The sequence below is a fragment of the Jilunia laotingensis genome (genome assembly GCF_014385165.1).
GTDB lineage: Bacteria > Bacteroidota > Bacteroidia > Bacteroidales > Bacteroidaceae > Bacteroides > Bacteroides laotingensis.
The window spans coordinates 3787253-3811807 of sequence record NZ_JACRTF010000001.1 but is presented as its reverse complement, the minus strand read 5'-3'; the positions used below and the strand labels follow the sequence as shown (position 1 = coordinate 3811807).

The window sequence follows — 24555 nt, the reverse complement described above, 5'->3', positions numbered from 1 at the left end:
CTTATAACTTTACAAACAAAAAAAGATGAAACACATTCTTCTCAGAAATATGTTTCATCTCAATAATATTTATTTCATTTGATTTAACGCACCGCAAACAGAAGTCCGTTATCCACTAACTGACGTGCTGCAAGTGTGCCTTGAGCATCTAATGTCACATTCATAGTTTCACCATTCGGCAGATACATCTGTGCCGTGCCGTCATTATTCATTTTTAGTAGTTCTCTACTTTCACCGTTAGCTACTACGTTCCATGTATTAGCATCTTTGTCATAGATCAATTCCATTGAGGCTTCTTCACCTTCCTTTGTTATAGAATATCCATTATCGAGTGTTTCTACCAGATAATTACCGTTTTCACCTTTTACATTCTTTACATCTCCTACATTTGCCATAGGATTAGTGCCACTCCAAAATTCGATGGAATTGATAACCAAAGCATCTGCCAAATAAGCAACACCATATACCGGAACTATGTTAAGAGCAAGAAACACAAGCTCGTTCACAAACTTATTGCCCACAGACTGGTTCCAAGAAGAAATACGGTTGAATAAACCGAATGAACCAACACATGAACTGAACAACATGGTTCCACTTAGTGCAAACACTGCTACAAATGTAAATTTGTTTTTCTTCATAATCTCTGTTTTTTAGTTATTATTTTGTTGAATGTAGAATATCATTATCGACCTACATACAGAGTGCAAATATAAACGATTTAATTAATAGAAACAAAATCTCACGAATTTTCTATCTCATTCTTTCTTGCGTCGTCTAAGTTCTTTTCCTAAAACGTAGTCAACAGAAAATTTACCGGGACCGGATATATACATCAGTATAAATACGACAAGATAAACGAGCGCCAACTCTTTGACTGAAAATGGATCATTTCCATGAATCACGAAAAACGCCATTCCCATTGTAAAGATCATTGGCAACATTGCCAAACGATAAAGTAAGCCAATAATAAATCCCATAGAACAAACCATTTCACCAAAAATAGCTAATCCTAAAGATAATGGACTACCGACCCCAAGGGGATCAGGAAATGTAGCAGACATCTCTTGAAAATTACTCCACTTTTGTATACCATGACTCATCAACAATACACCAAAGAAGATACGCAATGCTAAAAGAAATAAAGAAGCTCCTGTACTATCAGGCTTTAAAGGGAACAAAAATCTGTAAATCATAAATTTCATTTGTTAGTTTATTTAGATGTCAAATATAAACAATTCAGACTTTGACATTGTTTATGCTTATTAAATAAACAGTTATAACAATGAAATCACTCAAGCTCTTCTCTAAGGCGTTTGTTACTATGGTATAACTAGTTATCATGAAAAGAAATGAATTATGAAAAAACTAAAAGACTTCTTCAGAGAGTGTTTTGATGAAATAGGTCGGGGCATTTTGCATGAATACGGATATTTTGACGATGAAGATGAATAGAAGTAGATATAAAGTACTTACAAATTTAAAAGAGCATCAACTAATTATTAAGAATTTGATGCTCTTTTGGTATATAACGAATAAAGAGAATTTACTCTTTAATCTTTTCTTTTTTTAACTGGTTTGATTATTAATCGTAATGACGGATCATAGGTGAAATAGCTCCACATCCAATCAGTGAAAATAAATAGTTTATTTTTTACTCCGACTATGCTCATTAAGTGAATAAAGAGCCATACTGCCCATGCAAAAAATCCACTAAAACGAAATTTCTTCAACTCCACAATTGCATTATTTCTTCCGATAGTTGCCATAGATCCTTTATTATGGTATACAAAAGGTTTCATAGGAAGTCCTTTTTCCAAATTATCCAAGTTGTGTACTAGAAGTTTAGCTTGCTGTATAGCCGGTTGGACAACTTGTGGATGGCCTCTCGGATAATCTTTGGTTACCATTAAGGCAGTATCACCAATAGCAAATATATTACTACTTCCAAGGATCTTATTATATTCATTTACTTTTAAACGGTTGCCCGGACCATAGGCTTCTGATGGAAGACCTGCAATACTATTAGCTTTAACCCCTGCGACCCAATAGACATTTTTTGAAGGTAAAGTTGTTCCATCACTAAGTACCAGCATATCATTTTCATAGCTTTCCACTTTAGAATCAAGCTTTATTTCTACTCCTTTTTTCAGTAAGTAATCTTTTACTTCTTCAGAAGATTTCTCAGAGAAGGCCGATAACAAACGAGGGGCTGCATCAATTAATACAATACGCATATGCTTGATATCCAAATCTGGATAATCTTGAGGCAAAATGAAATTCCTCATTTCGGCTAATGCACCAGATAGTTCTATGCCAGTAGCACCTCCTCCTACGATAAGAAATGTCATCAATTTTTTACGTTCATCCATGTCACTAGTATTCTGAGCTTTTTCGAAACTTTCCAAAACCTGATTTCTATTGGCTAAAGCTTCTGCTGTAGTCTTCAGAGACATCGTTTGAAGAGCCATCTCGTTATTACCAAAGTAATTCGTATAACATCCCGTAGCTATTACCAAATAATCGTATTCAATGCTACCAATTGAAGTTTCAAGTACATTCTGTCCTGGAATGACTCGTTGTGCCTCGCATATACGAATATGGAAATATTTTCGTCGCTTAAATATCTTGCGGAATGGAAAGGAGATAGCACTTGGTTCAATACCCGCAGTGGCAACCTGATAGAGTAAAGGTTGAAATAAATGATAATTATTTTTATCCAGTAATACAATCTGAAAAATATCATTTTTCAATTTACGTGCTAGTTTTAATCCACCGAATCCACCTCCTACAATGATAATCCTTTTTCTTTTCCCTTTATCGGGAATATCTACTTTATTCATCATATTGATTTTGTATTATTCTGATAGTATATTAACATCATAAAAATAAAAAAGTTCCATAAAAGGATGTTGTCTTTTAATTTGATTTTCTAAGAAACTAACTCACCTTACCTTTCAATACAATCTCAGATTATTAAAGATATGGAAAACCTAGATTTGATATTAAGTGTGTTAAGAGGTTATGTGAACAAAAAACAAAAAAAGTTTTGAATCCTCTTGCTATTTCCAAATAAATCCTTACCTTTGCACCCGAAATAAAAAAAGCAATGCATTTATGCACTCTTAGCTCAGTTGGTAGAGCAACTGACTCTTAATCAGTGGGTCCAGGGTTCGAATCCCTGAGGGTGTACGAAGGGGGGGGGGGAATAATGATTATTCCCCTTTTATATTATTTCCTTATCTGTATAGTTAAAAAATAATTGTTTTTTTCAAACAATTCCTGTATCTTTGTTTCATTGACAACCTATCCAAACTTATTGAATATGAAAAGCTTATTTTATTTATCTCTTTATACTACTTTATTTTTAGGTAGTTTTACGTCATGTAAACAAATATCTCCTACACAAATAATAAAAGGTATAGTTTATGATGCCAGTATGAACAACATAACAGTTGTTACAAATGAAGGGGACACATTGAACATCAGTACAATGAATGCGAACCCGCAAAAAGTTCCCGGAGTATTATTGAATGATTCCGTTAAAGTGACCTGTATTAAAGAGCAGATAAGCGGAACGCAAATTTTAAAAGCGACTGATTTAGTTGTTACCGTACATTCTCCATATTATTATATTCAAGGTACTTGGCTTGAGCCCAATCCAATTAACCCAAAAGAGATGCAAGGTTTTATTTTAAATCAGAACGGTACAGCTCGCTCGATTAATATGGCAACTTTACTTTTTAAAAATTGGAACTTAGATGACAGGCAACTAACTTTGCAATACGAAAGTATTGGCAATAAACAAACCATTGTTGGTAGTGACACCTTAAATGTCATAAAAATTGATGCGGATTCCCTTATTCTCGGAAATGATAAAACTGTCATTTGGAGATTAGTTAGGCAGAAATAGGAAATACTTATTCAAAATAAAAAAATCGCTGATTAGATTGTAAATCCCACATATCGGTTGTAGAGTAGACAAAACAATCGATATGCAGGAAGTTTATTTCATTTGGTTATGGAGTGTGAGGATTATTCTGCCATGATTTCCTTGACAGCCTCCGTTAATTTCACGAAGTCAATAGGATGAACATCACCAATATTTCCGATGCGGAAGGTGTCGGCCTGTGAAATTTTGCCCGGATAGATGACGAATCCCTTGGCTTTCAACTTTAGGTAAAACTCCTTGAAGTTGAAGTCGGAAGAGGGGTAATAAAAGGAAGTGATAACGGGTGATTGTTGCTCATCGGGAAGTAAGGTTTTATAGCCCAAAGCGCGCATGCCTTCCACCAGTACACGATGGTTCTCACAATAACGGGCGTAGCGTGCTTCCACACCTCCTTCGGCATTCAGTTCACTCAAAGCCTGCATGAAGGCGCGCACTACATGGGTGGGCGAAGTGAAACGCCATTTGCCATGTCCCTTTTCCATGGCTTCCCATTGATCGTAAAGGTCGAGTGAGAGTGAACGGGCGGTACCTTTACATTGTTCCAGCAACGAGCGACGAGCAATGACAAAGCCGAATCCTGGTACACCTTGGATACATTTGTTGGCACTACTAATCATGAAGTCAATACTCAGCTTGTCCATATCGATGGGTATACCACCAAAGCTGCTCATTGCATCCACAATCAGTACTTTGCCATGGCGTTTTACTATAGCGGCAACCTCTTCGAGAGGATTGAGTACTCCGGTGGTGGTTTCGCAATGTACCAAGGAAACGTGAGTCACCTCAGGATGCTTTGTTAGGTAAGTATCGATCTTCGAGACATTCACCGGTTCTGTCTCCTCAAACCTCATCAGGTGGTAATTAATGTTATAGTATTCGGAAATAACTCCCATGCGTTTGCCATAAGCGCCATTGGCGACTACGAGTAGGTTGTCAGTAGAACCCACCACAGAGCCTAGAGTTGCTTCCACACAGAAGCTTCCACTACCTTGCATCAACACAGCAGTATATTCTTCGGGATGGCTTGTAGCAATCTCCACGAGTTTTTTGCGGATTACTTCCACAATATCTAGGTTATATTCTTCATCCCAAGTACACCAGTCACTCATCATGGCTTGTTTTACGGTGTCGGTAGTTGTTAGGGGGCCGGGGGTTAGGAGTAAATAAGGTCTCATATTGATAATTTTTAATGTTTTGTAATTAATGTTTAATCTATTTGCGTAATGATGATTTTCACAACGCCATACGCTCATTGATATCCTCAATCAGCATTGGAAGTTCGGCTATAGTATCCACTACGTAGTCTGCACCAGCAGCGTACATGCGGTCACGCACCTTAGCCATTCGACATTTCAGCTCGCCCATAGGTAGGTTGCGGACTCCCTCTCCGGTCAGCCCTAACTCGTTGCTACCCATCACGACGCCCACGCTCCATACACCAGCGTTCACACCTTCACGGATATCGGCAATAGTGTCTCCATACTTTAACACGGAGAAGCGGGAAGGCACATCAAGCAGGCACATGTTCTGGTAAATCATATAAGGTTTAGGGCGGCCACCAGGCAGATTGTCCGAAGTGACGCACGCGTCAATCTTATAGCCTTTCTTTTCAGCGGAAGGAATTACCACGTCCATCATGCTTTTGGTGTATCCGGTGGTAGAGCCTATCTTAATTCCTTTAGCACGCAAGCCGGCAATCACATCCACCACGCCCGGAATGGGATCAGTATAATCTTCCAAGGTGGTAAATAGTACGTCTTGGAAACGCTTATAGCATTCTTGCACATCGTTCTCGTCGGGGATGTGCGCGTATTTTTGACGAAACTCTGCCTCCACGCGCTCAATGGCGAAAAGGGCACGGATTTCCTCAATCTTGGTCAGCCCCATGTGGGCACGTGTCTCGGCAGGGGTTACATTAACGCCTATCTGTTTGAAGCTCTCTATAAAAGCTGCCACCGGAGCAAAACATCCATAATCGATGGAAGTTCCTGCCCAGTCCATAATCACGCATTCAATCTTTTTCATATTAATATTGTTTATGTTACCTATTTGGGTGAAATTGAAATCTGTCATATTTTAGGATTTAAAGTTAATAAGTCATTGTAATTATTCGTGCCAGACATTTTTTTTCTTGCATCGTCCATTTGGTTGGACTGCACCATGTAAATTATAGATACCACGAAGGCGATACAACAGGTCACACCCACAAAAACACTCATTTCGTTGTAGAACACCGCCCAATCCATATCCGATGCTTTCAGTTCCTTGAAAAGTAGCAAAGCCAATGTACCCACATAACCGATGAAGTCGATGGTAATGATGAAGAAACCCACGTTTCCCTTCACCTTGAAACATGCGATGAAACGCTCAAAGAAGATGGTCTGGAAGCCAAGGTATGCAATGTCTATACAGAGCGTTTGCAGGAAAAGCCATAAAGCAGTAGACACTTGTATTTGCTCGGTGCCTAACAGAGCCAATATTCCCATGCTTGCTGTAGAAAGTCCCAGCAAGATACAGAGTACTTTCAGATGATTGCCACAAAAGGCAAGCAATGCAAACGTGCCTAGCAGCACAAGCGTCGCGATAGCATCGAGCTTGGCAAAAAGCCAAGAGGAGATGGTACTGACATCAATGATACAGACGATGAAATCTTCCTTGATGTCGCGCTGGACAGTGAGTATCAGATTGGCCGCAAAGAGCAAGAGTAGCAACGGCATATATTGCTTGAACAGTTTCCACCGTTGCTGTCCATTGAGGGTAACGCGTACAGAACGTGCAGCGATGTCAGTCGCTGTAGGGCAAGGGAACTTGGTCATCATCCACCCCATGAAGCAAAGTAGCGGGAAAGCCAAAGCCCCAACTAGGGCAGGCATCCAGAACTCACTTACATGAAGTTGATTCAGCGTGTAGAGTGCCATGCTTTTGGCTACGCCCGAACTAAGTGCCATGCTTACCCCCATGATACTTGCCAAAATATCAGTAGTACGTCGTCCTTCAAGGAAGCTGAATATCACGCCCCACATGCATCCTAAAGAGAGACCGTTGAAGAAGAGCGCTATTATATTATAAGGTATGGGCAGCAATCCGAACGCTAGCAACGATGCTTCGGACAAAGCGGCAGAACCAATAATAAATCTCAATCGATTTTGCGGTTTCAACTCCGAAATGAACTTGATACCGAACAGCTTGGCGCACACGTAGCCGATAAGCTGGATGATGCTTACCACAATCTTATAGTCCATGCCTGCAACCATCAACCCTTTGAACTCGGCAGCAGTGAACGGCTTGCGCAGGGCGTAAACTAACGAGTAAGATACGAGGGCTGTTCCACCCATCCAAAGAATGAAAATCCAGTCCGGAGTATGGTTCCCGGTATTTTTGCATTGCATTGCGATTTTGCCTTCCATCTGTTTATTTAGTGATAAATTCATATTCCATTTCGTTTTTTTATTTTTGACGGAGCAAAAGTAGAGTGACCTTGCGAGGCAAAAAATGAATAAAGCAGGAATAATAAACGCGAAATAATTCAGAAATATTCATGTAATTGTAATGTAACGCGTCCTCCAAAGGTGAGAAAATGCATTTTTTTGTAAAAAGGCAAAGCACAGAGCTTTATGTGTTGGAAAAGAAAAGTATTTTTGTCATTAGTTAATGAACACATTCGTACGTAAAAGCATGAACGAACTGAAAGAAATCTACGACCGCATTACTTTCCTACGTAAAAAGGGAGTAAAGATGAAAGAGATGGCCGAACAGACCCACCTCACGCCTAGCGTATTATCTGCCATGTATTCCACGGTGTTTCCTACCTATTTCAAAAATGTAGAGAAAGGTATGGACGAAGACGATGCTCTGGACAATGCATTGGTGTGGGTGAATAACTTGTCTAAAAAAAAATTCCTAGGTTCTCTTCCGCAAATGAAGCAGGAACTTTTCGTTATGGACGTGGCGGTGAAAGAGAAATCGGACGGACGGAATCCCTTCCTAGATGAACTGGAGTATAACGCCAATCGTAGTGTGAACTACATTGCTAATTATAGCGGTATTTACACCAGTTATAGCCTCTCTTCCAGCACTGATGACCTGAAAATAGAACCTTACTTCATCGCCCCCACCGAAAACGGGAGCCATATTGAGGTGGGACATACCAATGCCCACGGCACCACCCATTGGGGAGTTGGGTTGATGAACGGCATGAGCCATCTCTACCTTGCCTTCAATGAAAGTCAGTCGCCCCAGCTTTCCATATTTAATATCTGCTTAAAACTACCCCTGTATGACCGTCCGCCTTTCTTGCGCGGCATCTACCAATGCCTTGATTACAATTTCAATCCTATAGCTCGCCGTATCCTTCTTGTGAAGCAAACAGATGATACTAACCGCCAAAAATTCTTACAACAACAAGGAGTGTTGAAGTCATACGAGGAACTAGACGAAACCGAACTGCTCTATTATGACTACACTTGTCGCGAAGGTGACGTAATTCGTATGTGCAACATCCCTATTCAAAAAATGAGCATGGAGGATTTGGCTTTAGAAAAGAAAATCTTGGAGCTGACTAATTGTAAGTAAAAGGTTATACAAATGTTACTTGAAGAATTTGCTAATGAGGAGGTAATATAAAAAGAGGGGGTGTACGAAACTTTTCGTACACCCCTCTTCGTACACCCTCAGGGATTCGAACCCTGGACCCACTGATTAAGAGTCAGTTGCTCTACCAACTGAGCTAAGAGTGCATCTTTTCGCATTTGCGGTTGCAAAGGTAACTTTTTTATTCGATTCCGCCAAGGAAAAAACAGCTTTTTTCCTTAGTTCTTATTGCCATTACTCGAATTCATAAAGATCTGACGGTGTACTTCTCTTTAATGCAACAAGTTGCACATCTTTACCCACAATAATTCCTTTATTTTTTAATTTCCATTCTACCGTCTTAAATGCCAATTCAGGATGATTATTATCTTTACTTAAATGACATAGCCAAATATAATGCAGATGATCTGTAAAATTATCTGCAAGATATTCAGCAGTCGCTGTATTGCTCATATGACCAGTATTGCTTGATATACGCTCTTTCAAATATTTAGGGTAAGACCCCATCTTCAACATCTCTTCATCATAATTAGCCTCCAATATCAAATAGTTAGCTTTACGAATATACTTGCCGGCAGTAGGAGTGATTTCACCAAGGTCAGTAAGAAAAGAAAACACCTTTCCGGCAATCTCAATACAATATCCGACATTATCAGTTCCGTCATGTGGTACCTCAAAAGATTCGATATGAAAGTCTTCCAAGTCCATCGGTTCTTCTTTTTCCAGATAGCGTACACTGTGATGCAACTTTTCAGTCATACAATAACTCCGATTGATTCCTGCATGTACTCGGGATGTTGTATAAACGGGAATATTCAGTTTTTCACCTAAATGACCAACAGCTTTAATGTGATCAGCATGATCATGAGTTACAAAAACAGCACGAATCGAGTCCATCCCTACATTGATATCCCTCAACAGTTTTTTTATGGTGCGTATCCCAATTCCAGCATCAATAAGTATCCCATATGTCTCAGTACCCAGATAGTAACAGTTTCCACTGCTGCCACTTGCCAGGCTTATAAATCTAACTTTCATGTTTTATCTTTCTTCTTTAAATGCAATTTGCCGTCAGCTATTGCGACAAAGTGACGGCAAATATACATAAAATAAGGATAAAATCAGTCTTATACTTTCTTCTTTTTATCGATGAATTGGGTTATTTTTGCAAAAGCAAGAAGCGCAATTGCCGCAACTAATCCTATGGCTGCAAAGTAATACCATATATAATGTGCATTCACGCTCGCTGCCTCCCAAGCCTCATGTGTTTCAAACAAAACAGGGTCAGGACAATATTTTGTCAAAAGAATGCCTGCTAACCCAAAGCCTAAAATTGATGAGAGAAATGAATGAAGATGGCTAAACCCCAAGTACATTCCTTCTTCTCCTTTAGGAGCCTGCAAGGAAAAATATTCAAGATAACGTGGCGAAATAAAACATTCCGCTAATGCTTGAATAACAATGCCTGCAATCATCATCAATGTTATATTACTCATACCGGAAATAACATCATTTCCCAAAAGATTACCACATGCCATTAACAGAGCCGATATAGGTATCAGAAACATTCCAATGTTCATAGAAGTTATCGCATTACGTTTTGCCATCCAACGAGTAATAAAGCTAACGCAACATACAACCACAAAGGGATTGACATTCGCAATCCATCCAGGTTTTGCTGTTTCACCAGCCATACGAATCACATATTTAGGCATTGTAGCATACAACTGTTGCTGTACCATCCAAAATCCGGTAATTATAAGAATCAAAATCAATAACCGCCAATTGGTAATAATTCTCAGAAATCCTTGTCCGATCTCTTTCATACTTTTCCCTTCGCCAGCTGTATGGGTAGACTTATAAAGCAATATTACAGATAAAAGAGCTATTAAAGTCATAGTACCGGAAAAATAATTGATGTATATATAAGCCTGTTCACCAACAATATTTCGTAAAGGGTCAATAATTGTCTTACCAGTGAAAGCGCCAATATTTACCATCATGTAAAAGATGGAATACCCTCGTGCCCGGGTAGCTTCTGTCGTTTCTTTGGCCACTGATGCAGAAATGACGGATTTAATAAAACTGCCTCCAATCATGATGATGAACAAAACAGGCACCACAATCCATCGTGTATTACTTTGCGGCAAGCCCAAAAATAAAGTCACCGAACCATATCTAACCAACCCTGCAGACTCTAATAAAGTCGGTAATACCCCCAATCCAAGATAACCAATAGAAAGAAGGGAGAATGCAATAATCATTGAATGCCGGAAACCAATTTTATCTGCATAAGCCCCGGAAAAAATAGGAAGCAAATATAACCCTCCGGAAAATAAACCGGAAATCATACTTGCTTCAAAATCATTAAATCCTAAAATAGAGGATAAATAAATGGTAAGAACGATAAACATGGCATAATAAGCCATGCGTTCAAACAGTTCGACTGAATTGCTGACCCAGAAAGCTTTGGTAAACCCTTTGGTAGCATTTTGAGGGGAATTGTTCATGTAAATGTTATGTTTTTATTATTAATTCAACGCAAAGATACGTTTTTCACATAATGTGCAACAATGGCATCATCTATAACATTTTACTATAAAATTTAAAAAAAACACAAATCCACCGTATTTTACATTTCCCTATATAGTTTGCGAATGATAATTTTAGGACAATTCCTTATTGACTTCTAATCGATAGTTAAATCTTCGATAACTTCTTTAGACTGTTGATTTACATCTTTTTCTATTCTGGGAGAAGATAATATCCAATATCCTATAAGCAATACAGCTATAATAATGGCAAAAATAACCCATATTCTGTTTTTCTCTTTCATACACATCAGTTTTTATTATTTCACATGTGCATAAAACAATCAATTTGATAGTTTGTTCAGTATTCATTTATGAATAAATAAATCCATAAACTGAATATATGAAAATAATCAATTTTATTATAGCCAAGAATACCTATTTAACTGTACGTTAAGCAGGTATTTATTTATTACAAAAGAACGTATTTTTATTTCCTAAAAGTACATTTATGGATGAATGAACACCACATCTTTTAAACCATTAATACTGTTAATAACATGATTCAAGCTGTTTCAGCCGTTCTTAGTATCAAAGTAGTGGCTCCAATTGTAATAATCATTCCATCTTCTAAACGAATACGATCTTTTTCTCCAAGGATTTCATTCATAAGAAATGTCCCTGTTAGACTAGGAGCGTCTCGTAAAGTGTAGATTAGTTTACCTTGCTTGTTATGTTTTACGTTAATTATACAGTGCCTGCGATCCATACTCATATCAGCAGTCTCTATTGGAGTATCTATCACTGTCCCTATACATCGCCTTCCAATAACATTATCTCCTTCATGTAAAGGTAAGATCTGTTTAAAGCCAAAGACATTTTCTATCACAACAATACAACCAAATTCTTTTTTATAGACTTGTTCATCCAGTATTTCCTCTTTTCTGGTTTCTTTTACCTTACTTTTTCCTAAACGGATACTAAATTGCTTTCCACAATTCTCACATACAAACACCAGAGATTGTCCTTCACTATATTTAGTTTCATCAAAAGACAAGTAATTCTCACACTTGGGACAACGAACTCGTTTCATTTTTATAATCTTTATAAGAGGAGTTTATTATTTGGTAAGCAGCCAAGCATTTTTATAGGCAGCATTTTCTCTGAATTTCAGCAACTGCTTATTGGCTTCCTCACGTGTGGAGCAAGACAGGATGCTTACGCGGATTTTTCCATCATAATCTAACACTTTTGCGTCAGTAAATCCTTTAGAGTTCAATTGTTGTGCCATTTTTTCTGCATCTTTCATCGCTATGCCTCCGGCTACAATAATATAAAAATGATTTTCAGTTTTCTTTATCTGATTAGTTTCTTTAACTTGAACTTGTAAATTCTCTTTTTTTAATTCTGTTACAACCGGTTTGGACACTTTTACCTCCTTAACAGCAATAGGCTTTGCAACAACAGCTGCTTTTGCATTATGCTTTTTAATTGTCCGCTTTACTTTTTGCTGAAACTCATTAGTGAGTTTTACAGGTGTAAACGCCACGGATCTATTCTCTATTGTTTCAAATAAATCTAATGACAATAATTGGGCATAATTATTTCTTTCAATATATGTGTTTTCTATTGGTGTTGAAAGCAAGAAAAACAGTGCTACTGCAGCTACTGCAGCTACGGCATTACGTAAAAATGCACGATTTACTCTTATTTCATATGATTTTTTTCTTTTCTGAATAATTGGTTCCAAAACCTTAGTGTCTACCGAACGCGAAACGGATAGTTTTCTCATCTCAAAAGAACCAAGCCCATACAAATAAGGTGTAGTAATTCTATCTTCATATGGAATAAATTCGTATGTATCATGAATTGTATACCGAAGCTCACCGATATTCTGTAAATCTGCCTTCCCTTCATTATGGAGAAGAGCTACTAATTCCTCCACTTTTTCTTCAACAATTTTAGTAGCGTCTGAAAAATCAGTATCATATACAGCCATGTAAGATTGCACCAATAGACCATCATTCAGTCTCAGCTGTGGGTTAAAACCAATTGTACGAATAGGAGGAATAAATACGTTACCTTCTTCCACACTCACCGCTGGTGTGAGATGAGCAACAAATCCTCCAAATCCAGGGATGATTACACAATCATTCTCCAATAATAACGCCTCTATATGCTGTGCTAATTCAATCATAATGCAAATTTAATTGATAAATTGGAGATTTGCTAGAAAAAAGGAGATTTCTTTTCATCACATTTTATAAACTTCAAGTTTTCAGATATAATAAATCAATAAGTCCTCCGTTTTTATTAAAGTGCAATAGAATTATACAACAGACATTAACGCATTAGCAATATTCGAAAAAGCAACCATGAAAATATATATATTAGCTGCAAATTTAATAAAGTTTTGTTGCCTCTTATTCCTCTATTTTTTTGTATTTAGTAGTTGCAAAGATCCCATAATTGAAAATACACCTATTCCACCAAACAACGAAGATTCTATACCAGTAAAAGTATCAAAAATGGATTGGTGGAACGATGCTCGTTATGGAATGTTTATCCATTATGGCATATACTCTGTTTTAGGAGGTGAATATATAGGAAAAAACATAGATGGTATATCGATACATTTCCAAAGTGCTGGGAATAACAACAGTAATATTGATACGCTTAAATTAGGTATGGGGGCAGGAGCAGAGTGGATTCTTTATGAAGCATCCATTCCGCGAGAAGCTTATCGTAAATATGCATCATGTTTTACTGCAAAAAAATACGATCCTCAAGCTATAGTTAACCTCGCACAAAAAGCAGGGATGAAGTATATTATAATTACTACAAAACATCATGATGGTTTTTGTCTATGGAATAGCAGTGCCACAGAATGGAATATATCCCAGACCCCGGCAGGCACTCTTTGGAATTATGATTTGATCGAACCTCTTGCCCGAGCAACTCGTGATGCAGGTCTCAAATTTGGAATCTACTTTTCACATACCCGTGACTGGATGCATTCTGGAGGACTCGGTCCTATTCCGGAACTGAATATGAAAAAATATTCTTATGCGGAAAACCAATTATACATGGAAACTTATACATATCCTATGATAATTGATTTATTGCAGCGCTATCACCCCGACATATTCTGGTGGGATTCTGAAAATCCGTATGAAGAGTTTGCTATACGCTGTAATGCATTAATTACCAATTCAAGCACCTCCATCATACAAAATAATCGTCTTTCTACGTTATCCGCTTACCAAGGAGACTTTGCAACCCCCGAACAAGCAATGGATGAAAATACTGAATATGAAAACATGGAACTTTGTATGACAGTAAACAGCTCATGGGGATACAATAAATTTGATTCTGGATGGAAAAGGCCTGAATATATTTTATGGTGCTTATTACGGGCTAATAAATTGGGAGGTAATTTGTTGCTTAATATAGGTCCAGATGGCGAAGGGCTAATACCAAATGAATGCCAACACATATTAGAAACAGTAGGCCAATGGATAAGAACAAATAGTGATGGAGTATATGAAACACGTAAAAGTCCATTCAGCTTTAATTTGCCTTATGGACCGGCCACGTGGAAAGAAAAGAATAATTCACAACAACTTTATTACCATATTTTTTATTGGGATGGAAGTGGTGAAGTTTGGTTGCCTGGTATAATGAATTCTGCAGATGAAGTAGAGATTTCGTTTTTGGCTAATCCTTCCTTACCTTTTAAAGTAGAGTCCGTGGAGGGGATTGGCCTCCGTTTAACCGGGCTGCCAAGTAATAAGCCCTCAGAATTATGCACTTCCATGAAGATAAAGTTCAAGAAAGAACCTAAGCTCATAGAAGGGGCTAGAGAAATAAATAAGGCCATTCGTTTAGATGCTCTTGGAGCCCAAATAGGGAATGTAAGAATGGATGACTTTGATTCTAAACCATGTATCAATTGGTATAATGGGAGACAAATAAAATACAAAATATTAATAACTCATAGTGGACTATATAAAATTAGTGCTTTGCTCGCAGGAGAATATCCGGGAACCATTACGTTTGATTTTGGAAATGGAACAAAAGTAAATGGTAATAACCAAGCGACACGCGGATATGCCAATTTTGAATGGCAACATATGGGAAATATTTACTTGGAACCAGGTGAATACCAATTGATGATATCAAACAAGCAGACTAATAGTTGGCTAAAAATAAGAGAATTTAAATTAGAACTTCAATAGGTCTTGGTATTAATTATTTCACAAAAAGAAGCGCCTAAACCATAATAAACTTTGTTCTTTTACGTTATTATCCAAAACTAATGATTTCTAAATATTTTTTAATTCATAATAATGCTAATAATGAAAATAAAACTTGTCACTGTAATTCTTGCTACTATTCTGTTGACTTCGTGTAAAACAAGTAATGAGATTACATATTTTCAAGACATTGACAAATACAGTTCGGAACAACTGACAAAGCAGAACGTTAACTATGAAGCTAAAATTTCCCCGGATGATCAACTTTCCATCTTTGTTTCAAGCGTTGATCCTAATGCAGTAGCAATCTTTAATTTACCATTAACAAGCTATTTGGCACCAGGTGAAGCCAACGTAGTCGCTACACCAACTATACATACTTATTTAGTTGATAATAAAGGAAACATTGATTTTCCTATATTAGGTAGTTTACATGTTGCGGGTATGACACGTGGCGAACTTTCAGATATGTTAAAAGAAAAGATTTCAGTATATGCTAAATCCCCCTTAGTAACCGTGCAAATTCAAAATTTCAAAGTATCTGTTTTAGGAGAAGTCAATAAACCTGGTACAATCACTATCCCGAACGAGAGGGTATCCATACTTGATGCGATAGGATTAGCTGGAGATCTGACAATATATGGAGAACGACGTAATGTAGTTGTTATTCGGGATATTAACGGTAAAAAAGAATTTCATCGTTTTGATTTGACTTCTTCTCAAATGCTTAATTCCCCTTATTATTATTTGCAACAAAATGACATCGTATATGTAGAACCCAATAAAGCACGAAGAGGTAATTCACAATACAGCCAGAACAATCAATTTAATGTTTCAGTCGCATCAACAATAGTTAGCGCCATCTCTGTATTGGCCTCATTAACCATAGCATTATTAGTAAAGTAAAATAAGGTAATATGAGCAAACAAGAAGAATCAAGAAATGAATTTATAGATATCAAACCTGCATTAAAAAAAGGATTAAAGTATTGGTATATATTTGTTATTTCAGCAGTATTTTGTGTCGGAATTGGTTTTGTATATTGCAAATTAGCTAAACCGACATTTCAGATTTTAGCAAATATATTAATCAAAGAGAATGACAGTGGAGGAATGGCAGGAATGCAAGCCATGATGATGAAAAACAGCGCATTTGGTAGCCTATTAGGAGGTAGTACTAGCATAAATGATGAAATACAATTGCTGAGTTCTTTTACCGTGTGTAGGGAAGTAGCCAAAGAATTATTTTTAAATGAGTCTTATGAAATTAAGAAGTTTCCTTTTGATCAGCAATGTTATCATGATTCACCTATTAGATTAGTGCCGGAAACGGAAATAGCTGACACTCTTGGTGCAGTTATTAAGTTTAATATAAAAATTAATGCATCTGGCAGTGGTAAAGCGAAGGCGAGCATTGGAATGTGGAAAACGATTGCAAAAACTTCATTTGACAAACTTCCTGCTATATTGCATACCTCTTATGGAGATTTTCAAATTAACCCTACACCCTATTTTAAGGCAGGGGAAGATTATAATATTAAGGCTACTTTTTGCGGATACAACCTCTCAGCCGAAAGGCTTCAAGAACTTGTGTCCATTGATTTAGTTTCAAAGAAAGCAAATGTGATTAATCTTTCCGCTATAGAACAAAACCGTAACAAAGGAAAAGAATTATTAAATACCATAATACAAGTTTATAATAAAACAGGGCTACAACAAAAAAAGACATTGGCTTCAAGTACAATTTCTTTTTTAGATGAACGTATTGATATTATTTCAAAAGACTTAGATAATATTGAAAAAGAAATAGAGTCCTATAAAAAGGAAAATAGTTTGACAGATATTGAAACTGAGGCCAAAATAATCTTGGAAAAAAGTGGTGATTTTAAAGAACGCTTGATAGAAGCTGAAACACAATACACCGTAATTGAATTAATAGAAAATTTCTTATTAAAACCAGAAAACCGCTATTCATTGGTCCCATTAAATATTGGTTTAAACGACCGAACAGTATTGGAAGGTCTTCAAAAATACAATGAGGCTCTACTAGAACGATTAAAATTAATGAAAAATACCTATAAAAACAATCCCACTATAGCAACTATCAATGAGCAGATTGACGCAATGCGTGACAATATGTTAGCAACAATACGTAGCTTGAAATCCGGTTTTATGTATGCACGAGAAGATCTAAAAAAACAAGAAGAATATTTTATATCACGTATTAAAGGTATGCCCACTCAAGAACGTGAATTCGTCAATATAAAACGCCAACAAGCCATTAAACAAGAACTCTTCCTATTCCTTTTACAAAAAAAAGAAGAAAATGACCTAACTCTATCTATTACAACTCCTAATGCTCAAATAGTCGATGCAGCCTATAGTAAAGCAAAACCCGTAGCTCCAAATCCTAATATTGTATATTTTATTAGCTTTTTTATTAGCATTATTTTAAGCAGTGGATACATTTCACTGTTTGAATTACGTAAAAATAAACAGTAATGATAAAAAAGAAAAGACTGATTAATAATTCAATAAGCGGTTTATTTCAACTTATCATTACCGCTATATTAACATTCTTGTGTATACCAATATTTATCAAAGGATTGGGTACTGATCAATATGGAGTATTTGCATTAGTATCCGTTATTGGAAATTTAAATCTATTCACAAATTTAGGATTAAATTCTTCACTTACTAAATTTCTGGCAGAGCAAGGTCAATGCGCAGACTCAAATAAAGATATAATCACAACTCTTCTAATTTCTGTATTAATAATTATACCTATTAGTTTTATTGCATATATCTTTCGATCTTATTTATTAATTAGACTATTACATATCCCTATTTTATATTATCAAGAAGCTGAAAGATTATTTTTTTGGCTTTTAATTGCAAATTCTGCACTGCTTATAGGACAAACATTTACAGCTATTTTGAATGCATTACAAAGAATCTACTTAACTAATATCATACAGTTGATCTATAGTGTTATTTATTGGCTAGGTATTATTATAGTGGTTATGCTAGGGTATCATATAGATGTAGTTGGAGAAGTAATTTTCATAGCTTCTTTTATATGGATATTTTTAAGTTTATGTTTTGCTTTTCATTATTGGGGAAATTGTTCTCCAAAAGGCAGCAAACAAAGTTATCTTAAACACGCAAAAAAGCAAATTAAGTATGGCATAAAGCTATATAGTTCTGGTATCATAGCTTTTTTCAATGAACCGTTATTTAAAATCATAATATCTAATTTTTTCGGAATGAGTGCAGTTGCATATTATGAGATTGCTCTCAAAATACGAATGCAATTAAGTGGTTTATTTCAGAAACTAATGCTACCCTTATTTCCATATATATCTCAACTTACTGATCGACAATTCATATCTACACTTGTTGCTGATTTAACTAAGAAAACATTTCTTCTAGTATTACCAATATGCGCATTATTAAGCTTGGGATGCCGAGACATTGTAACTTTATGGCTACAAACTGATATAAATCAATATACTCTTTTTATTGTAGGAATAGTTATTCCATATTTAATTTTTTCACCGCTAACATTGCCTATTTATCTATATTTAATGGCCAAAGGTCATCCTGGTAATACAATTGTAATTCAATTATCAACGGTTATTGCAAATATAATTTCATTCTATTTATTCTATAATTTATGTGATCTATATACTATAATTATATCTAATGGTATAGGTTATTTTGTTAGCTTCTGTTTGGGGATTTACTATCAAAAGAAATATTTAAATATCAGATACCATTTTAACGCACAAATATTATTTAAATATTTTTCACTAATATCAATATATATCATAATCAGTATATTTCAATTTTTAATTTCCGATGCGATTTGTTCAATAATCTTTGTTGCAGTTATGATAACTGGAGTAACCGTATTGGGCTATAAACATCTTCACATTATATCTATGGATGATGTATTGCGCTATTTTTCAGAAAACAAGTTTATCGTATCATTGTATAATAAATTATGAGTCTGCTATTTATCATTCTTTTGTTATCAGGATTGCTTTTATACGTGACTGGAAAGTATATTGCTTCAGCCTTTATTTTCTTTTTCTTCTTGTTAAAGGGGTTTCAAATTATCCCAGAAAGCTACTTTGTACTGAAGCCTATTGATTATGCTGTAGTATATATTTTTGCATTGTTTATTTGGGGATGTATTAAATATGATAATTTTATTCCTAAAAATAGAATAACACTGTTTATATCCATTTACTTAACTTTCATTCTATTTGAAATGTCACTGAGTCATTTTTATTATCATATACCATGGAGTGAAATTATACGCACTGGACGTCAACATCTATTTGTACTATCATATTTCATTTTTCGCAGATTAAATAAGTCTGAAATTGACTATTTGATAAAATTATTATTTTATGTGGTCTTAATACAGTGTTGCTTATTTATTATTCAGGTACCCACCGGTTTACCTATGTTGACAGGCTATGAAGGTAATTTTAAATATGGCTATATATATCGATGTTACAATATTCCTATTTTATTATGTTTTTATGTGTTTTATGGAGTATTTTGTAATCCTTTTAAAAACCCAAAATTGGTAATAACTTCCATTATTCTATTAACAGCAACTGTATTTCTACCCCTACATCGTTCATGGAGTATTATTTTTATTGCGATTTTAATATTCGGCTTTCTATTAAAGTTTGGTATGTTAAAATCATTGAGAAATATTTTAATAACAGGTGGAATTGCTATTATGTTGTTGTCTGTGTGTAGTGTTTATATAAGCAGTCGAACAATGAATGATATTGATAAAGTATCAAAAGGAGAGTATATGGACACAGAAGACATAGAACTTGATCAGGAATCAACTTTACTCTTTAGATTTGCTCATTTTTACGAAAGATTTATTGAGACAACTGAAACATCCATTGGATCGGTATTTGGAGTTGGATTTATGTCAGAAGGTTCAAAATATACTTATAATAATTTCAATTTTATTGTTGGATTGTCAGATGAAAAAACCAATGAAATTGTACAATTAGATACATCAGATATTGCTTGGTCGTTATTGATACTTCGGTATGGCATCGTAGGAAGTATTATTTTTCTTTCTTTTTATGTGTATTTTATTGTTTTCTATGGTAGAAGGTATAATAATCCAATGGCTTTATCAATTATGCTTTATTTAATTTTTATAATTGGACTTTCTATTACATCGGACCAACTCTACTATGTCAGTTTCTTTGTTTTTCCTTTAATGTACAATGATATTTTATATGAAAAATCCTAAAATTACAGTAATAACATCATTATTTAATTGCGCTCAATATTTAGAAGGATATTTTAAGTGCATCGCTTCTTTAAAATATAAAGATGAGCTAGAAATATTATTATTACACAATGCTCCAACAGATGACGAGATTCGAATTATACAATCGCATTTGGCATTATATCCATTTCTCAAACATCATATTATAAAGAATCGTGAAGGACTTTATGCAACATGGAACCGAGGTATTATGCTCGCTAAAGGAGATTTTATTGCTATTTGGAACGTAGATGATATACGTTTACCACTCTCTTTCCATTTGCAACTTGAAGCTCTAAATAAAAATCCAGAAGCAGTTCTTGCATATGGCGATTTTTATTATATGTACCAATATGGAATTCCTTCTAAAGATTTAGTGTGCAACATTGATTTTAAAAAATCATCAAAACAGTTTTTACGAACATTCCACATTGGATGTTTTCCCATGTGGAGAAAAGGTATTCATAAACAAATGGGTTATTTCGATGAACAGTTTAAATTAGTAGCAGACTATGATTTTCAAATAAGAGTAGCAATTAATGGTTGTTTAGTAAAAAGTGATGGAATATTAGGATACTATTTAGAGCATGTTCCTGGAAAACTTAGTGCGAATTCATTTTTACAAAAAAAAGAGCAAAATGTAGTTTATCTTAGATATGGAATCTATGACTTAATTAATTGGGTTTATTGGAGAGTCGTATTTAAATATAAAATAAACGAAGTTTTCTTCAATAATAAGATGCATCCTCTTTCTGTTTTTCAGGAGCATAGAACAAAATTTCTTATTATGAGGACTCCATTATTCTTTTTATCAATTCTGAAGCAACCACGTAATGTTCTTTCTTTTTTCAAACATTCAATATTAAAGAAATAATAAAAAACTATTCATGAAATTGTCTATAATTACCCCAGTATATAATCGAGCAGATTGCATAATTAGGTGTCTAAAAAGTGTTGCTCAACAAAATTCTTCCAATGAAATTGAACATTGGATAGTAGATGATGGCTCAACAGATGAAAGTTATAAATTGGCAAAAGAATTCTCTGAAAAACATAATAACATACATCTACTTAAGTTTGATATAAATAGAGGAGTAAATGCTGCCCGGAATTATGCAATTTCTTGTTGTACCGGTGATTACATTCTATTTCTAGATAGCGATGATGAATTAACCGAAGATGCGATTCAGATAATTCAACAAACATTAGTTCAATATGATGGCTATGAACATTATTTGTTTGCCGTAGATTCGAGAGAAAATTATTATCAGGCACAACCTTTGCTGCAAGGTACATGTTCCGTAATAAACTACAAAGATTGGATTCAAGGAAAAATAGACGGAGATTTTGCTCATGTAGTAAGCCGAAAAATTATGAAAAAATATTCTTTTAATGAGCAAATACGCATTTACGAGAAAATTACATTTTTTAAATACTACAAAGATTCTAAACAACAATTTTTCACTCACAAAACTATAAAAAAAGTCGAAAATGGGAGAAATGATTCTGTCTCCTTTGATTATTTTTTGAACAATCGTAATAGCATACATAATCAAGGAATTGCATTACAAGAAATAATATATACTTTTCATGATGATTATATTAAATATGGAGAAAATGAAAAACTAATGAAAATGATAACAAAAAGTATGTTTCTCCTCATAGCCGATGAAGATTATCTTGGATATGATAGCATGCTCAATTCTTTTAAAAAGAGAATCTTATTTATACAAATAATAAGATTTCTACATTTAGGCAAATTATTACGATGGTTTATTATCTCATATTCAAAAATAAAAAATAATAATTAGAATGCGATTGCTACACTGTATTTTTTCATTTAATGTAGGTGGTGCTGAGACCATGCTTATAGATATAATAAACCAACAAGTACAGATTCATGAGGTTGGTTTATGTATAATTAATAATGCATATGATATAAATTTAATAAATAAAATAAACAAAAAGTGCAAAGTAATATTACTTAACAGAAAAGAAAGTAGTAAAAATTTATGGAATGTAGTAAAATTGAATAAAATAATATATTCTTTTCACCCCAATATTATTCATTGTCATAATTCACATATAATCAAATATATATTCCTACACAAGTTCTATAAAACATTTCTTACAGTCCATGATACAAGACTTCCACTAATTTGTGCTAAATATTACGACCATATCATAGCTATTTCTCAAGCAGTAAAAGACGACTTATGCAAGCATAATATAAAAAATGTATCTATTGTTCATAATGGCATAGAGACACATAAAATCTTACATAAAAATTCTTCATCATTAGATAAGATACAATGCAAAATAGTACAGGTTAGCAGATTAGAACATCTAAAAAAGGGGCAGCATTTTCTTATTGAAGCCTTAAATTTACTAGTAAAGGAAAAAAAAACAATTCCCATCAAAATTTCAATAGATTTTATAGGAATCGGTAGCTCAGAAACATATCTCAAAAAGTTAATGTCTAAATACAATCTGAACGATTCTATACACTTTTTGGGGTTAAAAGATAGAGAATATATATATTCACATTTGAAAAATTACGACATGCTAGTACAACCATCCCTAAATGAAGGTTTTGGCTTAACAGTTGCTGAAGGTATGGTAGCGGGAATACCTGTCTTAGTATCTGATATTGAAGGTCCTATGGAAGTTATAGAAAGTGGGAAATATGGTTTTACATTCGAATGTGGAAATGTTTTTTCGTTAGCTCAACAAATAAAATATATTATAGAACATCCCAACGAGGCGAATAATATCGCAATTCAAGCTCAGAAATTTGCAACAAGAAATTATGACATATCAAATATGGTCGAAAATTATGACCAAATATATATATTGTAGACATGAATTGTTAAATAATAGTATTGATCCCAATTGTTATTAAAATAAAATTTGTCATTCCATGAAAAATGTGATAAAATTTATAAGAGAGACAAGTATATTAAAGACATTGTATATAAATTTAAAATATTGTTCTTTTATGTCTGCAATAAAATTACCTATCTTAATCCGTAGACACACAAAATTATTAAAAACTAATGGGAAAATTATATTTGATTGTCCTATTAAAACTGGTCTAATAAGATATGGAAGCTCTTTATTAGGGTCTCGTGATATTAAATATTCTAGGGCTATTTGGGAAGTAAATGGAACACTAATCGTAAAAGGTGCTATAACTATAGGTCAAGGGAGTAAAATATGCATAGGCGAAAATGCAATTTTAACTATTGGTGATAATCTTACTATAACTGGAGAAACGACAATAATTTGTTATAAACAAATTATCATTGGTAATGACTGCACTATATCGTGGGACGTCTTAATTATGGATACGGATTTTCATCATATTATGGATTATGAAGGAAATATTATTAATTCTCCCAAACCCATAATTATTGGTAACCATGTTTGGATAGGATGCAGAAATACTATATTGAAAAATGTGAAAATATCAGACAATGTAATAGTTGCAGCTAATTCTGTTATTACAAAATCTATTAATGAAAGTAACGTTGTGGTTGGCGGCTCAGGAAGAAAGCAAGAAATTGTAAAAAGAAATGTTTTTTGGAAATCATAATTGCATTAAAATTAATTCCTAAATGCGATTTAGAAAATGTTCTTTACAACAACAGAATTTAACCTTGTTGATTACTTCATTGGCACAAAAATCACGAACTTTTAAACTGCTACTCTCGCAATGGGAATAAATTAATTCAATAGATTTCAGATTCCACATAACTTTTGCACCAAAGGTAGCACCAGAGGCAAGAAGCTAAAAGGCGAAGTTCACCGAATGCTTACTTTTAAACTTGAATACTTAGGGATATTCAGTAAATCCTATAAAATTAGCCAACTAATTCATACTAAAAGTATTGCGAATTAGTTGGCTTTTTTGTAT

22 protein-coding genes and 2 tRNA genes are annotated in these 24555 nt (G+C 34.6%); 12 read left to right on the top strand and 12 right to left on the bottom strand.

What is annotated here, in order from left to right; all coding sequences use genetic code 11:
- Positions 1 to 83: 83 nt before the first annotated feature.
- The 3 genes from H8744_RS14820 to H8744_RS14810 form a co-directional block, all read right to left on the bottom strand.
- Positions 84 to 638, bottom strand: a complete 555-nt coding sequence (locus tag H8744_RS14820; RefSeq protein ID WP_262435572.1) for a DUF3332 domain-containing protein — start codon at positions 636 to 638, stop codon at positions 84 to 86.
- A gap of 117 nt (positions 639 to 755) precedes the next feature.
- Positions 756 to 1193 carry a DoxX family protein gene (locus tag H8744_RS14815; protein WP_305067511.1) on the bottom strand — a complete coding sequence of 146 codons (438 nt, stop codon included), beginning with the start codon at positions 1191 to 1193 and terminating at the stop codon, positions 756 to 758.
- A 357-nt stretch (positions 1194 to 1550) separates the two neighbouring features.
- Positions 1551 to 2843 (bottom strand): NAD(P)/FAD-dependent oxidoreductase, encoded by a 1293-nt coding sequence (locus H8744_RS14810; protein WP_262435570.1) that lies wholly within the window; start codon positions 2841 to 2843, stop codon positions 1551 to 1553.
- Between the two features lie 273 nt (positions 2844 to 3116).
- Between H8744_RS14810 and H8744_RS14805 the strand changes: the two genes are divergently transcribed.
- Positions 3117 to 3189, top strand: a tRNA-Lys gene (locus H8744_RS14805).
- Positions 3190 to 3322: 133 nt separating this feature from the next.
- Complete coding sequence (locus H8744_RS14800; RefSeq protein ID WP_262435569.1) at positions 3323 to 3910, top strand: lipocalin family protein; 588 nt, start codon at positions 3323 to 3325, stop codon at positions 3908 to 3910.
- A 122-nt stretch (positions 3911 to 4032) separates the two neighbouring features.
- Here H8744_RS14800 and phnW read toward each other — a convergent pair whose 3' ends face one another.
- From phnW to H8744_RS14785, 3 genes are read right to left on the bottom strand one after another with little or no spacing between them, the layout of a single operon-like run.
- Positions 4033 to 5124, bottom strand: a complete 1092-nt coding sequence (gene phnW / locus H8744_RS14795) for a 2-aminoethylphosphonate--pyruvate transaminase (RefSeq protein WP_262435568.1) — start codon at positions 5122 to 5124, stop codon at positions 4033 to 4035.
- A gap of 58 nt (positions 5125 to 5182) precedes the next feature.
- Positions 5183 to 5974, bottom strand: coding sequence for a phosphonoacetaldehyde hydrolase (gene phnX / locus H8744_RS14790; RefSeq protein WP_262435567.1), 792 nt, complete (start codon positions 5972 to 5974; stop codon positions 5183 to 5185).
- Between the two features lie 44 nt (positions 5975 to 6018).
- Positions 6019 to 7338, bottom strand: a complete 1320-nt coding sequence (locus tag H8744_RS14785) for a DUF5690 family protein (RefSeq protein ID WP_439649383.1) — start codon at positions 7336 to 7338, stop codon at positions 6019 to 6021.
- Positions 7339 to 7624: 286 nt separating this feature from the next.
- Between H8744_RS14785 and H8744_RS14780 the strand changes: the two genes are divergently transcribed.
- Positions 7625 to 8521 (top strand): hypothetical protein, encoded by an 897-nt coding sequence (locus tag H8744_RS14780; RefSeq protein WP_262435565.1) that lies wholly within the window; start codon positions 7625 to 7627, stop codon positions 8519 to 8521.
- 91 nt (positions 8522 to 8612) lie between these two features.
- On the opposite strand, the gene H8744_RS14775 is transcribed toward H8744_RS14780, so the two are convergent.
- The 6 genes from H8744_RS14775 to H8744_RS14750 form a co-directional block, all read right to left on the bottom strand.
- Positions 8613 to 8685: transfer RNA gene (locus H8744_RS14775), tRNA-Lys, on the bottom strand.
- Between the two features lie 88 nt (positions 8686 to 8773).
- Positions 8774 to 9577: an MBL fold metallo-hydrolase gene (locus H8744_RS14770; RefSeq protein ID WP_262435564.1), complete on the bottom strand. Its 804-nt coding sequence runs from the start codon at positions 9575 to 9577 to the stop codon at positions 8774 to 8776.
- Between the two features lie 89 nt (positions 9578 to 9666).
- A complete protein-coding gene (locus H8744_RS14765) occupies positions 9667 to 11049 on the bottom strand; it encodes a peptide MFS transporter (protein ID WP_262435563.1) in 1383 nt (460 codons plus the stop codon).
- Between the two features lie 179 nt (positions 11050 to 11228).
- On the bottom strand, positions 11229 to 11375 hold the full coding sequence (locus H8744_RS14760; protein WP_262435562.1) for a hypothetical protein: 147 nt from the start codon (positions 11373 to 11375) through the stop codon (positions 11229 to 11231).
- Positions 11376 to 11635: 260 nt separating this feature from the next.
- Positions 11636 to 12163 carry an FHA domain-containing protein gene (locus H8744_RS14755; RefSeq protein ID WP_262435561.1) on the bottom strand — a complete coding sequence of 176 codons (528 nt, stop codon included), beginning with the start codon at positions 12161 to 12163 and terminating at the stop codon, positions 11636 to 11638.
- Positions 12164 to 12190: 27 nt separating this feature from the next.
- Entirely contained in the window at positions 12191 to 13267 is a 1077-nt protein-coding gene (locus H8744_RS14750; protein ID WP_262435560.1) for an HU domain-containing protein, read from the bottom strand.
- A gap of 178 nt (positions 13268 to 13445) precedes the next feature.
- On the opposite strand from H8744_RS14750, the gene H8744_RS14745 reads away from it, so the two are divergent.
- The 9 genes from H8744_RS14745 to H8744_RS14705 all read left to right on the top strand — a co-directional run bounded on the left by H8744_RS14745 (position 13446) and on the right by H8744_RS14705 (position 24234).
- Entirely contained in the window at positions 13446 to 15308 is a 1863-nt protein-coding gene (locus H8744_RS14745) for an alpha-L-fucosidase (RefSeq protein WP_262435559.1), read from the top strand.
- 120 nt (positions 15309 to 15428) lie between these two features.
- On the top strand, positions 15429 to 16232 hold the full coding sequence (locus H8744_RS14740) for a polysaccharide biosynthesis/export family protein (protein WP_262435558.1): 804 nt from the start codon (positions 15429 to 15431) through the stop codon (positions 16230 to 16232).
- A gap of 11 nt (positions 16233 to 16243) precedes the next feature.
- Entirely contained in the window at positions 16244 to 17827 is a 1584-nt protein-coding gene (locus tag H8744_RS14735; RefSeq protein ID WP_262435557.1) for a GumC family protein, read from the top strand.
- Entirely contained in the window at positions 17827 to 19335 is a 1509-nt protein-coding gene (locus tag H8744_RS14730; protein ID WP_262435556.1) for a lipopolysaccharide biosynthesis protein, read from the top strand. The genes H8744_RS14735 and H8744_RS14730 overlap by 1 nt, the downstream gene beginning before the upstream one ends.
- On the top strand, positions 19332 to 20621 hold the full coding sequence (locus H8744_RS14725; RefSeq protein WP_262435555.1) for a hypothetical protein: 1290 nt from the start codon (positions 19332 to 19334) through the stop codon (positions 20619 to 20621). The genes H8744_RS14730 and H8744_RS14725 overlap by 4 nt, the downstream gene beginning before the upstream one ends.
- Positions 20608 to 21513, top strand: a complete 906-nt coding sequence (locus H8744_RS14720; protein WP_262435554.1) for a glycosyltransferase — start codon at positions 20608 to 20610, stop codon at positions 21511 to 21513. The genes H8744_RS14725 and H8744_RS14720 overlap by 14 nt, the downstream gene beginning before the upstream one ends.
- A gap of 13 nt (positions 21514 to 21526) precedes the next feature.
- Complete coding sequence (locus tag H8744_RS14715) at positions 21527 to 22450, top strand: glycosyltransferase family 2 protein (RefSeq protein WP_262435553.1); 924 nt, start codon at positions 21527 to 21529, stop codon at positions 22448 to 22450.
- Position 22451: 1 nt separating this feature from the next.
- Positions 22452 to 23498 carry a glycosyltransferase family 4 protein gene (locus tag H8744_RS14710; RefSeq protein WP_262435552.1) on the top strand — a complete coding sequence of 349 codons (1047 nt, stop codon included), beginning with the start codon at positions 22452 to 22454 and terminating at the stop codon, positions 23496 to 23498.
- 61 nt (positions 23499 to 23559) lie between these two features.
- Positions 23560 to 24234, top strand: a complete 675-nt coding sequence (locus tag H8744_RS14705) for an acyltransferase (protein WP_262435551.1) — start codon at positions 23560 to 23562, stop codon at positions 24232 to 24234.
- Positions 24235 to 24555 lie beyond the last annotated feature (321 nt).

Bases quoted from the DNA above. Each gene is read 5' to 3' on its own strand.
- H8744_RS14705 (WP_262435551.1), top strand. From the start codon at position 23,560: ATGAAAAATGTGATAAAATTTATAAGAGAGACAAGTATATTAAAGACA.
- H8744_RS14725 (WP_262435555.1), top strand. From the start codon at position 19,332: ATGAGTCTGCTATTTATCATTCTTTTGTTATCAGGATTGCTTTTATAC.
- H8744_RS14765 (WP_262435563.1), bottom strand. From the start codon at position 11,049: ATGAACAATTCCCCTCAAAATGCTACCAAAGGGTTTACCAAAGCTTTC.
- H8744_RS14785 (WP_439649383.1), bottom strand. From the start codon at position 7,338: ATGCAATGCAAAAATACCGGGAACCATACTCCGGACTGGATTTTCATT.
- H8744_RS14800 (WP_262435569.1), top strand. From the start codon at position 3,323: ATGAAAAGCTTATTTTATTTATCTCTTTATACTACTTTATTTTTAGGT.
- H8744_RS14720 (WP_262435554.1), top strand. From the start codon at position 20,608: ATGAAAAATCCTAAAATTACAGTAATAACATCATTATTTAATTGCGCT.
- phnX (WP_262435567.1), bottom strand. From the start codon at position 5,974: ATGAAAAAGATTGAATGCGTGATTATGGACTGGGCAGGAACTTCCATC.
- H8744_RS14710 (WP_262435552.1), top strand. From the start codon at position 22,452: ATGCGATTGCTACACTGTATTTTTTCATTTAATGTAGGTGGTGCTGAG.
- H8744_RS14715 (WP_262435553.1), top strand. From the start codon at position 21,527: ATGAAATTGTCTATAATTACCCCAGTATATAATCGAGCAGATTGCATA.
- H8744_RS14780 (WP_262435565.1), top strand. From the start codon at position 7,625: ATGAACGAACTGAAAGAAATCTACGACCGCATTACTTTCCTACGTAAA.
- phnW (WP_262435568.1), bottom strand. From the start codon at position 5,124: ATGAGACCTTATTTACTCCTAACCCCCGGCCCCCTAACAACTACCGAC.
- H8744_RS14760 (WP_262435562.1), bottom strand. From the start codon at position 11,375: ATGAAAGAGAAAAACAGAATATGGGTTATTTTTGCCATTATTATAGCT.
- H8744_RS14745 (WP_262435559.1), top strand. From the start codon at position 13,446: ATGAAAATATATATATTAGCTGCAAATTTAATAAAGTTTTGTTGCCTC.
- H8744_RS14815 (WP_305067511.1), bottom strand. From the start codon at position 1,193: ATGATTTACAGATTTTTGTTCCCTTTAAAGCCTGATAGTACAGGAGCT.
- H8744_RS14750 (WP_262435560.1), bottom strand. From the start codon at position 13,267: ATGATTGAATTAGCACAGCATATAGAGGCGTTATTATTGGAGAATGAT.
- H8744_RS14740 (WP_262435558.1), top strand. From the start codon at position 15,429: ATGAAAATAAAACTTGTCACTGTAATTCTTGCTACTATTCTGTTGACT.
- H8744_RS14820 (WP_262435572.1), bottom strand. From the start codon at position 638: ATGAAGAAAAACAAATTTACATTTGTAGCAGTGTTTGCACTAAGTGGA.
- H8744_RS14730 (WP_262435556.1), top strand. From the start codon at position 17,827: ATGATAAAAAAGAAAAGACTGATTAATAATTCAATAAGCGGTTTATTT.
- H8744_RS14770 (WP_262435564.1), bottom strand. From the start codon at position 9,577: ATGAAAGTTAGATTTATAAGCCTGGCAAGTGGCAGCAGTGGAAACTGT.
- H8744_RS14755 (WP_262435561.1), bottom strand. From the start codon at position 12,163: ATGAAACGAGTTCGTTGTCCCAAGTGTGAGAATTACTTGTCTTTTGAT.
- H8744_RS14810 (WP_262435570.1), bottom strand. From the start codon at position 2,843: ATGATGAATAAAGTAGATATTCCCGATAAAGGGAAAAGAAAAAGGATT.
- H8744_RS14735 (WP_262435557.1), top strand. From the start codon at position 16,244: ATGAGCAAACAAGAAGAATCAAGAAATGAATTTATAGATATCAAACCT.